The organism is Brevundimonas sp. UYEF29, assembly GCF_040546195.1.
GTDB classification, from domain to species: Bacteria; Pseudomonadota; Alphaproteobacteria; order Caulobacterales; family Caulobacteraceae; genus Brevundimonas; species Brevundimonas huaxiensis.
In genome coordinates, this window is sequence record NZ_JBEPNH010000009.1 from 1 (window position 1) to 11,257 (window position 11,257).

The 11,257-nt window shown below is 65.0% G+C and carries 10 protein-coding genes and 1 tRNA gene; 7 read left to right on the forward strand and 4 right to left on the reverse strand.

The genetic code is table 11. The features are described from left to right. Nucleotides 1–758 precede the first annotated feature (758 nt). On the reverse strand, nt 759–1,064 hold the full coding sequence (locus tag ABIB58_RS13205; RefSeq protein WP_354041401.1) for a helix-turn-helix domain-containing protein: 306 nt from the start codon (nt 1,062–1,064) through the stop codon (nt 759–761). Nucleotides 1,065–1,128: 64 nt separating this feature from the next. Between ABIB58_RS13205 and ABIB58_RS13210 the strand changes: the two genes are divergently transcribed. From ABIB58_RS13210 to ABIB58_RS13225, 4 genes are all read left to right on the forward strand, one after another. Next, the gene (locus ABIB58_RS13210; RefSeq protein WP_354041404.1) at nt 1,129–1,704 is read left to right on the forward strand and encodes a hypothetical protein; all 576 of its coding nucleotides are present in this window, start codon (nt 1,129–1,131) and stop codon (nt 1,702–1,704) included. Then, a complete protein-coding gene (locus tag ABIB58_RS13215; protein ID WP_354041407.1) occupies nt 1,704–2,090 on the forward strand; it encodes a hypothetical protein in 387 nt (128 codons plus the stop codon). Before ABIB58_RS13210 ends, ABIB58_RS13215 begins: the two co-directional genes overlap by 1 nt. Before the next feature lie 346 nt (nt 2,091–2,436). Next, nucleotides 2,437–2,730, forward strand: a complete 294-nt coding sequence (locus ABIB58_RS13220) for a hypothetical protein (protein WP_155966031.1) — start codon at nt 2,437–2,439, stop codon at nt 2,728–2,730. Next, nucleotides 2,708–3,838, forward strand: coding sequence for a tyrosine-type recombinase/integrase (locus ABIB58_RS13225; RefSeq protein WP_354041411.1), 1,131 nt, complete (start codon nt 2,708–2,710; stop codon nt 3,836–3,838). The genes ABIB58_RS13220 and ABIB58_RS13225 overlap by 23 nt, the downstream gene beginning before the upstream one ends. An 84-nt stretch (nt 3,839–3,922) precedes the next feature. Here ABIB58_RS13225 and ABIB58_RS13230 read toward each other — a convergent pair. Continuing rightward, nucleotides 3,923–3,999: transfer RNA gene (locus tag ABIB58_RS13230), tRNA-Arg, on the reverse strand. 144 nt (nt 4,000–4,143) lie between these two features. Between ABIB58_RS13230 and ABIB58_RS13235 the strand changes: the two genes are divergently transcribed. After that, on the forward strand, nt 4,144–5,898 hold the full coding sequence (locus tag ABIB58_RS13235) for a gamma-glutamyltransferase family protein (protein WP_354041414.1): 1,755 nt from the start codon (nt 4,144–4,146) through the stop codon (nt 5,896–5,898). Nucleotides 5,899–5,902: 4 nt separating this feature from the next. Here ABIB58_RS13235 and ABIB58_RS13240 read toward each other — a convergent pair whose 3' ends face one another. Then, nucleotides 5,903–6,709, reverse strand: a complete 807-nt coding sequence (locus tag ABIB58_RS13240; protein ID WP_200932975.1) for a lipid A-modifier LpxR family protein — start codon at nt 6,707–6,709, stop codon at nt 5,903–5,905. Between the two features lie 216 nt (nt 6,710–6,925). Next, nucleotides 6,926–8,815: a ribonucleoside-diphosphate reductase subunit alpha gene (locus tag ABIB58_RS13245; RefSeq protein ID WP_295198372.1), complete on the reverse strand. Its 1,890-nt coding sequence runs from the start codon at nt 8,813–8,815 to the stop codon at nt 6,926–6,928. Between the two features lie 273 nt (nt 8,816–9,088). On the opposite strand from ABIB58_RS13245, the gene ABIB58_RS13250 reads away from it, so the two are divergent. Together ABIB58_RS13250 and ABIB58_RS13255 are read left to right on the forward strand one after the other, a co-directional pair. Beyond that, a complete protein-coding gene (locus ABIB58_RS13250) occupies nt 9,089–9,871 on the forward strand; it encodes a phosphatase PAP2 family protein (protein WP_045810899.1) in 783 nt (260 codons plus the stop codon). A gap of 37 nt (nt 9,872–9,908) precedes the next feature. After that, complete coding sequence (locus ABIB58_RS13255) at nt 9,909–11,246, forward strand: acetyl-CoA hydrolase/transferase family protein (RefSeq protein ID WP_082064427.1); 1,338 nt, start codon at nt 9,909–9,911, stop codon at nt 11,244–11,246. Nucleotides 11,247–11,257 lie beyond the last annotated feature (11 nt).

The following is an 11,257-nucleotide window of genomic DNA, read 5'->3' on the forward strand; positions in this document are numbered from 1 at the left end:
GCTGCGCGGCCCGGCCTGTTGCTCACCCCACGCTGCGAGGCGTAACTAACCCAAGGACTCTGGTCGCCGCTGGATGAAAACTCAGGGGCACGTCATGGCGCCGGTGGTGAGGACAGCGACTTCGACGCCACCGACTTCGGAACGGATCGCGATTGGGAAGGCGGATCGAAAGCGACCTACAAGCGCCCTAGGATCAGCGAGGATCGCCCTGGTCGCTATTTGGGCGCTCTTCTAGGGCAGCACCGCTTGAAACATGTGGCGCCCACAAACTGGCCCGCCGACTGTCAGGACGAAGAGAGCGGTACCCGGGCTGCCTGACATGGAACGCTGAATGGAAGAGCCCGGCAACGTCGATGTTGCCGGGCTTTTTGCTGCGCCCGAACGCGACCGGAGCGCTTCTGTGACAGCGTTACAGCGTATTACGGCCATCCAACTTCAGCAATTCCCGCGAGAGAGCCCGTTGATGACACCTACAAAAAACCTCAGCGAAAACAGTGGCTCAATCAGAGTCACGTTTCGTATCAAGTCTAGTTTCTTGACATGATACGAAACGTGACTCTGATATTAAGCCATGTAAATCTGATAGATAGTAGGAAAATACATCCAAGTCCGCGAGTAAACTGAGTACCGGAGGTCCGCTGGTGCAGGGGCTGGGGCTTCATCCCCAGCACCAGCGGCCGGCGGCGCGGCACATTGACCTGAAACGCAGACTAACGTGGGTGCAGGCAGACGAAAGTCTGCTGCAACTAGCGCTCCGACTAATCCCGCACCCGACGTTTAGCCAAGGCAGGCTGAGACGACGCCGCGAGGCGCACCCCAGCGCCCATATCGCCTTCGGCGGGTAGGAACACGGCGCCGGCAGCCTGAAGCGTCGCCACCATAAGCTTGGCATTGGCAGGGTTTACGGGCGCGGGGCCGTTGTCGCCCTCGGCCCGCTTAACCGTATTCGGCGCCAGACCTGTGCGCTCAGCTAGGTCCAATACCGACATGTTCAACAGCCCTCGCGCCGCCCGCAACTGGGCGCCCGTCGGATGGTCTGCTGGCTTCTTCCTAAGCGCCTTCATGATTCAATTTGACTCTTTAGCCCAAGTTTGAATTGCTAGGCTCATTCTGATGAAGGAGTCTTACATGACTGTTTACGATCCGCCCAACCCCTCTTGCCCTATCCACGGCGCATGCCTTCAGCGCTCGACCTGCGCAAAGTGCAATGCCGCCTATATGCGTCGCTATCTCAAGGTTCAGCGGCGAGTGACGCCGGCCGTCGCGCTCCATAGCCGCGCCCGCCAGCGTGCAGCCCGTCGCGGGCTGCCGTTCGATCTGGATGTGAGCGATGTGGTTGTGCCTTCGATCTGCCCAGCCCTGGGCGTGCCACTCGTCATTGGCGAGATGCGGTCGCCATATTCGCCATCACTTGATCGTATCCGGCCCGCCCTTGGCTATGTTCGCGGCAACACCCGCGTGATCTCTGACCAAGCGAACCGTTTGAAAGGCGCCCTCGACATCGAGGGGCTAATCAAGCGCGCTGCGGCTTCGGTCGATCAGCGCCGTGAAGACTATGCGCGCCTGGCCGCGTACCTCGACCGGGAACTTCTGCTTGCCGACGTGCGGCGTAAGGCGGCGCTTGAGGGGCGCGCCGGTGAGGAATGGGCGAAGGTGGCCAACTTCCTGGAGGCGGCGTTCGTTCGCGCTGATTGGAAGCGCTGATGCCCAACCAAGTTGATAACAGCGAAGGTTTGCAGCGCCATTTTATGGCTCTCGACGTCACTCCACGCCACCAGCGCGTCCTCGTCGGCACCAAGCCGCTCGAAGACGGCTGGGTCATGTCGATCATAAAAATCGACGGGTGCACCAGTGAGGCTGAAGCTGTCTGGCTCGGCCAATGCGTTCAGTCTGACCTGATTGACTACATCAGCACTACTAACGACGAGGTCACGCCCCTGGAGGCGGTCATGGTCGAGTTCGGTCAGATCCCCCCCGGCGCCTGCTGGACTGTCGCCGTCTATGTAACGTTAGCGTCGTCCGAGGAAGCCACCGCGATGTTCGATTTTATGACGGCCTATGCCACCACACCCGCCACAGGGGGGCACTAAACAAAAGCGACGCGACTGCAGAAAATTCCTTTACAATAACAGTACGTTAATCCAGATCCACCGTTGCTTATTCAGCAGGGTCTGCTATAATCAGCCCTCTACCACGTTCTCCCTCGGCAGTGACGACAACCGAGGGAGGCACCGCTCAATCCCGAGCCCCACACCTATTGTCTATTGTCTGTCGTCAATGCACCCTCGCCCCTCCCCGTCCGCCGACAAGGCGTCAACAGATTGGTCGCAACTTAAGGCCGTCGCCTTTCACCTGTTGCCCTCGGAACAGATCGACCAAGAAGGCCGACCGTCCGCACCCCCAGTGTTCTGGCCGCTTCTGCTCACGAAAGAGCATTTGAGCGCCTACCTGGCGCTGTCGTGGTCCACGATTTCCAAGATTTGCACGGTGGCTCCTGTTGATGTCGGAGCCAGCGTGATCCGCTACAACCGTTTTCAGATCGACGAATGGGTTGCGAGTCTGCCGCCCAAAACGATCAAACACGCTGCGCCAGCGGCTCCGTCGCTTTCGAACATCGAGGCCGAAAGCGACGAACGTCGAACCTCAGCGCTGGATAAGGTTCGGGCCCGTACCCTTAATCGTCTGAGCCAAAGCCGCCAGTCACTGAATGATGAAGCGCGCGATGGATAAGGTTAAATACGTCCAGCGCATCCGACGCCCGGACGGCACCGTCGATCTCTATTTTCGCAAAGGGAACCACCGTGAGGGCCCTCTGCGGTCACTCGATGGTTCCCCAGAACTGAAGGCCGAGGTCGATGCGATTCTCGCTCGACTCGCCAGGGCGCAAGCCGCTCAGACGCCGAGGGCGGGGACTGTAGGCGGCGCTATCCAGCGCTACAGAAAGTCCGCCGATTTTATCGGGCTCGCCCAGTCGACACAGATAGAATATGGGCGCCTACTCAATGAGATCGAGGTCGATGTCGGCGACGTTCGCCTCGCTGAAGTTGATAAAGGTTGGGTCAGAGACCTGCGTGATCTTTGGGCGCCGCGTGGCCATAAAGCCACGAATGACCGCGTTCAGATGCTCAAAAACGCCCTGAAGCCGGCCATTGATGACGACCGCATAAAGACCAACCCTTTTTTGGGGCTGAAAAAGCTGGCTCCGCCTCATGACGCTGATGAGGTGAACCTTGCCTGGACAGACGAGGAAGTGGACGCGTTCATCGCGCTAGCTCTTGGGCGCAACATGCCGGGCCTGGCCCGTGCCGTGGCTCTAGGGCGCTGGGGCGGCTTCCGTCGGGGTACAATCTGCAACATCCCGCTGAGCGCTCGGATCATCGCGCAAGATGATGACGGTTTGCCCCAGCGCCGGCTCTACTGGACGACCGAGAAGCGTAAGGTTTTGTGCGACAAACGTGAAGACAGCCGCCTCTCTGCCTTTTTGGAGAGCACGCCCACCAAAGCTCTTACCATCGCATACAACCAACGCGGCCACCCCTGGAAGGTGCGCGCTCTTAATCAGGCTGTCACCCGCCTGGCCACTGCGCTGGCTAAGACTAAGCGCGCCCGTCCCAATCTTACACCTCATGGCCTGCGCCATGCCCGTGGGCTTGAACTCGCGTACGCAGGTGCATCTGATGCCGAAATCATGGCGCAGCTTGAACACACCACCGAACGAGCGGCGCGGATTTACCGCCGGCAGGCGCAGCGTCGCCGCATGGCGGACAGCGGGCAGGACCGAGTCGATAATGTCGTAGCGCTCAAGGCAGAGAGAAAACGGTCTTCGAACGGGACGTGAACGCAGACTGTAACGAAGGGTGTAAAACGACTGTAACAGCGCGGATCAAAACACGCGCCTCGCCCACCAAGTCGTTGAAAAAGATGGCGCACCCGGAGCGATTCGAACGCCCGACCCTCAGATTCGTAGTCTGATGCTCTATCCAGCTGAGCTACGGGTGCGGCTGCCTTGCGGCGAGGGCGGGTCTTTAGCCGGTGGATCGGGCGGACGCAAGCGGGGGAATGCAGTTTCTGCGTCTGAAGCGGTTGGCGTGGCGGCTGCGACGGCTTAGGCCTGTCTGACGCTCCCCTGCTTTCGGATCTTCCATGCGTTCTTTCCGTCGCCAGATCGTCGCTGTGCTGGTTCCCGTCCTCATGGCGGGATGCCAGACCGCGACAGCCAGTCAAGGCGCGCCCTCGCTGACGACAGCATCGCCGCAGGCCGTGTCGGCCCCGTCGCCGGCCGCATCGCCCGCTCGGGGGCCGTTCGTGGCGGCGGCGAATCCGCTGGCCGTCGAGGCGGGGATGACCGTGTTGCGGCGTGGCGGATCGGCCGTGGACGCCGCGGTGGCGATCCAGGCGGTGCTGGGTCTGGTGGAGCCGCAGTCGTCGGGCCTTGGGGGCGGGGCCTTCCTGATGAGCTATGACGCCGAGACCGGGACCGTCACGGCCTATGACGGGCGCGAGACGGCGCCGGCGTCGGCGACGCCCGAACTGTTTTATGAGGACGGCAAGCCCCTGCCCTTCATCGACGCGGTGCTGTCGGGCCGCTCGACCGGGGCGCCGGGGGCGGTGGCCATGCTGGCGATGGCGCAGAAGGATCACGGCAACCTGGCCTGGCGCGATCTGTTCGGGGACGCCGAACGGCTGGCGCGCGACGGGTTCACGGTCAGCCCGCGTCTGGCCGGCATGATCAATGGACGCAGTCCGCAGGCGCGGACGCGGTGGGCCAGCGCCTATTTCACCAAGCCGGACGGCACGCGGTATCAGGCGGGCGATAGGTTGAAGAACCCCGCCTACGCCGACACGGTCGCGCGACTGGCGCAGCAGGGGCCGGGCGTCTTTTATGGCGGGACGATCGGGGCTGACATCGCAGCGGCGGTTCGCGAAGGGCCGCGTCCCGGCGGCCTGACCGAGGCGGACATCGCCCGCTATCGCCCTTTGCGCCGCGACGCGCTTTGCCGGCCGTATCAGGCCTATGTGATCTGCGTGCCGCCGCCGCCATCCAGCGGGGTGGCGTTGCTGCAGTTCCTGGCCATGGCCGAGGAAACGCCGGATCTGGACAAGGGGGCCAAGAGCCCTGAGGCCTGGGTCGCGTTCGGGCGGTTGCAGCGGCTGATGTACGCCGACCGGGACCGCTACATCGGCGACAACGATTTCGTCGGCGTGCCGATCGCGGGCCTGCTGGATCCCGACTATGTCGCGTCGCGCGCGGCCCTGGCCCCGCAGGTGAACGGCCCGGTCGAGGCCGGCGCCCCGACGGGGTCGCCGCCGCGCGGGGCCGATCACACGGCCGAGCCGGGCGGCACCTCGCACATGGTCGTGGTGGACGCCTGGGGCAATGCGGTCAGCATGACCACGACGGTCGAGAGCATCTTCGGCAATGGGCGGATGGTCGACGGCTTCTTCCTGAACAACCAGCTGACGGACTTCTCCTTCACGCCGCAGGAGGACGGACATCCGGCGGCCAATGCCGTGGCGGCGGGCAAGCGGCCGCGCTCGTCGATGACCCCGGTGCTGATCCTGGATCGTCAGGGACGGCTGGTCGGCGCCATCGGCTCGCCGGGCGGGTCCAGCATCCTGGCCTATGTGGCGAAGGCCCTGGTGGGGACGATGGACTGGGGCCTGTCGATGCAGGAGGCGATCGCCCTGCCCAATCTGGTGGTGCGGGGCGAGATGGTCGGGGCCGACACCGACATGATCGCGCCGGATATCCGCAACGCGCTGGCGGCGGCGGGCATGGCCCTGAAGCCCAACGCCACCGAGACTTCGGGCCTGCATGGCGCGATCTGGCGCGACGGTCGCTGGGACGGCGGGGCCGACCCGCGTCGCGAGGGCGTAGCCGTCTCGGAGGTTCGCTAAGGGCTCAGCGGCCGGGACGGATCGACAGCTGGAAGGCCAGCAGGCCTTCGCTGACGTCGGTGTCCAGGCCGTTCATGCCGCGCAGACCCTTGCCGGCGTCGATCTCGCGATAGACGACGCCGAACGAGGTCTGCATGTCGCCCTTGCGATAGGCCACGCCGATCGAGGCGTCGCCCAGGAAGCTGCCCTTGTCCTGGGTGTAGCCCGAGCGGGCGTAGTCGCCGTCGCGGGTGCGGGCGAAGTTGTAGCCCACGGCCCGGCCCGACCCGGCGGCGTACAGATACCAGCGCGGCCGCTCGCCGAACCGTTCGCGGCCGTTGGGGGCCAGACGATCCAGCCCCTCGCCGATCTTGAGGGTGACGCCGGCCTCGGCCGAACGGCCTTCGCTGCCGACGCCCAGGCCCGCATGGGGCGTCAGGCTGACCTCGAGGCCCGAGGCGGTATGGCCGCGCGCGCCACGGAAACCGCGCACATAGCGCAGATCATAGGCGTCAGGGTCCAGTTCGGCCCGATCGACGGGCGTGACCGGCAGGGGCGAGCCGTCGGCGCGGCGCAGACGGCCGGCCGTCTCCAGCGTCACCCGGTCGGTGAAGTCGGTGCGATCGATCCAGACGTCGTTGCGCGTGCTGGCGGACAGGCCGGACCGGTCGTCAGGACGGAAGGCCGTCGGGATTTCGATCTGGGCGCCGAACCGGGCGTCCGGCGCAACGCGGAAACTGGTCTGTTCGGTCAGGCGCGCCTCGACATCGGGGGAGGCGTCGAAGGCGTTGGGGGCCCAGGTCTGTGCACAGGCGGCGCTCGCGCCAGCCATCGCCAACACGCCCCCCAAGCCGACAATACAGGCCTTTAATCGCATCCGGTCTCCCCACCGATCCGCTGGACATACACTGCAACCCTCAGGCGCAAGAGTCCAACGGCTTTTGGTCATGGTTTCGTCGCTTTTGAACGAGGACGACCAACCGGGGTTCCCGAACGAAAAAGGGCCCCGCTGTCGCGGAGCCCTTCGGATCGTTCGGTGCATATGGCCTTATTGGCAGGCCAGGCACTCGTCGTAGTCGGTCTTGGGCATGGAGAAGAGATCGGGCTGGTTCGGATCGATCTCGGCTTCGGCCTTGTCCTCGGCGCCCGCGAAGGCGGCGCGCTGCACCGACTTGGAGCGCAGATAGTAAAGCGACTTCACGCCGCGCTCCCAAGCGGACCAGTGCAGCATATGCAGGTCCCACTTGTTCACGTCGCCGGGGATGAACAGGTTCAGCGACTGAGCCTGGCAGATTTCCGGCGCGCGGTCGGCGGCCAGTTCGATCACCCAGCGCTGGTCCAGCTCGAAGGCGGTCTTGAACACGCCCTTTTCGTCCTCGTTCAGGGCGTCGAGGTGCTGGACCGAACCTTCGTTCTCCAGGATGGAGCTCCACACCGCCTCGGTGTTGATGCCCTTCTCGTCGAGCAGGCGCTCCAGATAGGGATTCTTCACCGCGAACGAGCCCGACAGGGTCTTGTGGGTGTAGATGTTGGCCGGGATCGGCTCGATGCCGGCCGACGTGCCGCCGCAGATGATCGAGATCGAGGCGGTGGGGGCGATGGCCAGCTTGTGGCTGAAGCGCTCCATCACGCCGCGCTCCTCGGCGTCCAGGCACGGGCCCTTTTCCTCGGCCAGCAGGCGGCTGGCCTTGTCGGCCTCGCGACGCAGGTGCTTGAACAGGCGCATGTTCCACGACTTGGCCATGGCGCTTTCGAAGGCGACGCCCTGACCCTGCAGGAAGGAGTGGAAGCCCATGAGGCCCAGACCCACCGAACGCTCGCGCTTGGCCGAATAGACGGCGGCGGCCATGGCGGGCGGGGCGCGGCGGATGAAGTCTTCCAGCACATTGTCCAGGAACCGCATCAGGTCCTCGACGAAGCGCGGTTCCTCGCGCCATTCCAGGAAGGTCTCGGCGTTGACCGACGACAGGCAGCAGACGGCGGTCCGGTCCACGCCCAGGTGGTCGCGGCCGGTGTGCAGCATGATCTCGGCGCACAGGTTCGACTGTTTGACCTTCAGGCCCAGGTCGCGCTGGTGCGGCGCCATCTGGCGGTTCACCGTGTCCGAGAAGATAAGATACGGCTCGCCGGTCTGCATGCGGATGTCGAGCAGCTTGGTCCACAGCGAACGGGCGTCGACAGTCTTCATGACCGCGCCGTCCTTGGGCGACTTCAGGTCGAAGGTTCCGCCGACTTTCACCGCCTCCATGAACTCGTCGGTGACGTTGATGCCGTGGTGCAGGTTCAGGGACTTGCGATTGAAGTCGCCGGACGGTTTGCGGATCTCCAGGAACTCTTCGATTTCCGGGTGGTGGATGTCCAGATAGACGGCGGCCGAACCGCGGCGCAGCGAACCCTGGCTGATCGCCAACGTCAGGCTGTCCATCACGCGGATGAAGGGGATGATGCCCGAGGTCTTGCCGGCGCCCTTCACCTTTTCGCCGATGGAGCGGACGCCGCCCCAATAGGTGCCGATGCCGCCGCCGTTGGAGGCCAGGGCCACGTTCTCGTTCCAGACGTTCTGGATGCCGTCCAGGCTGTCGCCCACCGCGTTCAGGAAGCAGGAGATGGGCAGGCCGCGATCCGCGCCGCCGTTCGACAGGACCGGGGTCGCCGGCATGAACCACAGGCGGCTCATATAGTCATACAGGCGCTGGGCGTGTTCGGCGTCGTCCGAGAAGGCGGTCGAGACACGCGCGAACATGTCCTGATAGCTTTCGCCCGGCAGCAGATAGCGATCTTCCAGCGTCTTCTTGCCGAAGTCGGTCAGCAGATCGTCGCGCGAGCGGTCGACCTGAACCGATTTGACCACGGTCAGGTGGGGGCGCTCCGGCGTCGGCGTCGCCGCAACGCCTTGGAATTCCGTCGTCTTCAATGCCTCGCCGCCAGCCATGGTCATCTGCGTCCTGAACAAAAAATCGTTTGAGCCGCCCGCGCCGCGACCACATCATCTTGTGGCCTCTGCGCTCCCCGAGCCCACATATAGGGCGCATATGCCTAATGACCCGTCAACGGGTTGACGCCGACCATTGTGGGCGAATCGGTCGGACAAGTCCCAGCCGTCTGGGGAAAAGCCCGCACGCAAGCCAGCACGTCCGTTTTACGCGCCAGAGACAGCGTGATCACGAACGCGTGATCGGAACGACTGCCCAGCTTGGCCGTTGGCTCGCCCATGACGCTTTCCGATTTCCGCGCCTTTTTGATACGCGTCCTGACGGTCGCCCGCACGGAGATCGCCGCGCTTCTGGCCTTGCTGGTCGTCGCCGGCGGCGTTCTGAGCTTCGCAGGCCTCGCCGATGAGATGACCGAGGGCGAGGGGCAGGCCTTCGATCTTCACGTCCTGGCGCTTATGCGGCCCTATGTCGACGATCCCGGCCGACCGTGGGGGCCGTGGTGGCTGAAGGAGGCGGCGGCGGACATCACCTCGCTGGGCGGCATCTCGGTGCTGGGTCTGTTCGCCCTGATCGTGATCGTCTTTCTGCTGAGCCAGCGGAAATGGCTGTCGTCCCTGCTGCTGGTCGTGGGTCTGGCCGGCGGCGTCGCGCTCTCGGAGGGCCTGAAGGCCGTGTTCGAACGCGCCCGCCCCCCTGCGGCCATGCAGGCGGTGGAGACGATCAACGCCAGCTTCCCGTCCGGCCACGCCCTGCTTTCCACCGTCTTCTATCTCAGCGTCGCCGTCATGCTGACCCGCGCCTTCCCGCGCGAGCGGTTCAAGGTCTTCGTCCTGGGCGTCGGCATTCTGCTGGCTCTGCTGGTCGGGCTGACGCGCATCTATCTGGGCGCCCACTGGGCCACCGACGTCTTCGCCGGCTGGGCGGTCGGCGCGGCCTGGGCCATGGCCCTGTGGCTGGTCGCCTATGGGGTGGCGCGCTGGCAGAAGCGCCGCCGGGCGCCGTTGCAGGACGAGCCGTCGCCCATCGAGGTCGAGACGACGATCGCCGCGACCAAAGTCTAGGCCCGCCATCCGCCGCTCGGCAGGCTAGTCTGGAGACATGACGGAGACGCACGCCATGGACCACGCCGCCCTTTACGCCGAACGCCTGAAGACCCCCGACCAGGCCGCCGCCCTGATCGTTTCGGGCGCCAAGGTCGCCATGGGCCTCGGCGTGTCCCAGCCGCCCGCCCTGCTCAAGGCCTTGGCCGAACGGGCCGAGCGCGGCGAGGTCGAGGATGTGAACCTCTACTACCTGCTCTCGACCGCCATCGCAGGCGACACGGTGCTGCGCTATGAGCTGATGGATCGGATCCGCCCCTGGAGCCTGTTCCACAGCGCCATCGAACGCCGGCTGGAACAGCGCGCGCACGAGGAGGGCCGCCCCAACCCCGTGCAGTTCATCCCCACGGGCTTTCAGCAGTCGCCCCGCCTGCTGTGCGACGAGGTCAAGGTGGATGCCCTGATCTGCACCGTCTCGCCGATGGATGCGGACGGCTTCTTCTCGTTCGGGACCAACACCGACTACGCCAAGCCGGTGTCGCAGACGGCCCGGACGGTGATCGTCGAGGTCAATCCGCACATGCCGCGCGTGTTCGGCGACTGCACCGTCCATGTATCCCAGGTCGCCGGCATCGTCGAACATGCTGCGCCCCTGCTGGTCGTGCCGCGCGCCGAGCCTCAGCCGGCGGACCTGGCCATCGGCCGCATCATCGCCGGCCTGGTCGAGGACGGGGCGACGCTTCAGATGGGGATCGGCGCCCTGCCCAACGCCGTCTGCGACGCCCTGATGGACCACCGCGATCTGGGCGTTCACACCGAGATGCTGACGCCCGGCCTGGTCGAGCTGATGCAGGCCGGCGTGGCCAACCATGCCCGCAAGACCCTGCATCCGGGCGTGGGCGTCTTCGCCTTCTCGATGGGCGACCTCAACACCTATGAATTCCTCGACGGCAATCGCGGCATGGAGGCCCATCCGGTCTCCTATGTGAACGACCCGGCCGTGATCGCACGCAATGCGAAGATGATCTCGGTCAACGCCACGCTTCAAGTCGACCTGACCGGCGCCTGCTGCTCGGAGTTTTTGAACGGGCGCCAGTTCACGGCCGCCGGGGGCCAGCTGGACTTCGTGCGCGGCACCTATGGATCGCAGGGCGGCAAGTCGATCATCGCTTGTCATTCCACGGCGGCGAAGGGAACGGCCTCACGCATCGTCGCGCGGCTTGACGGGCCGGTCACCACCCCCCGCAACGACACCAACATCGTCGCCACCGAACACGGCTGGACCAATCTGAAGGGCAAGTCGTCCAGCGAGCGCGCCCGCGCCCTGATCGCCCTGGCCGCGCCCGAGTTTCGCGACGGCCTGACGGCGGCGGCGCGCGAGCAGGGTCTGATCTGACGCCCCACTTG

Excerpts from the sequence above, each read along its gene's own strand:
- ABIB58_RS13205 (WP_354041401.1), bottom strand. The coding sequence starts at position 1,064 with ATGAAGGCGCTTAGGAAGAAGCCAGCAGACCATCCGACGGGCGCCCAG.
- ABIB58_RS13210 (WP_354041404.1), top strand. The coding sequence starts at position 1,129 with ATGACTGTTTACGATCCGCCCAACCCCTCTTGCCCTATCCACGGCGCA.
- ABIB58_RS13215 (WP_354041407.1), top strand. The coding sequence starts at position 1,704 with ATGCCCAACCAAGTTGATAACAGCGAAGGTTTGCAGCGCCATTTTATG.
- ABIB58_RS13225 (WP_354041411.1), top strand. The coding sequence starts at position 2,708 with ATGATGAAGCGCGCGATGGATAAGGTTAAATACGTCCAGCGCATCCGA.
- ABIB58_RS13235 (WP_354041414.1), top strand. The coding sequence starts at position 4,144 with ATGCGTTCTTTCCGTCGCCAGATCGTCGCTGTGCTGGTTCCCGTCCTC.
- ABIB58_RS13240 (WP_200932975.1), bottom strand. The coding sequence starts at position 6,709 with ATGGCTGGCGCGAGCGCCGCCTGTGCACAGACCTGGGCCCCCAACGCC.
- ABIB58_RS13245 (WP_295198372.1), bottom strand. The coding sequence starts at position 8,815 with ATGACCATGGCTGGCGGCGAGGCATTGAAGACGACGGAATTCCAAGGC.
- ABIB58_RS13250 (WP_045810899.1), top strand. The coding sequence starts at position 9,089 with ATGACGCTTTCCGATTTCCGCGCCTTTTTGATACGCGTCCTGACGGTC.
- ABIB58_RS13255 (WP_082064427.1), top strand. The coding sequence starts at position 9,909 with ATGACGGAGACGCACGCCATGGACCACGCCGCCCTTTACGCCGAACGC.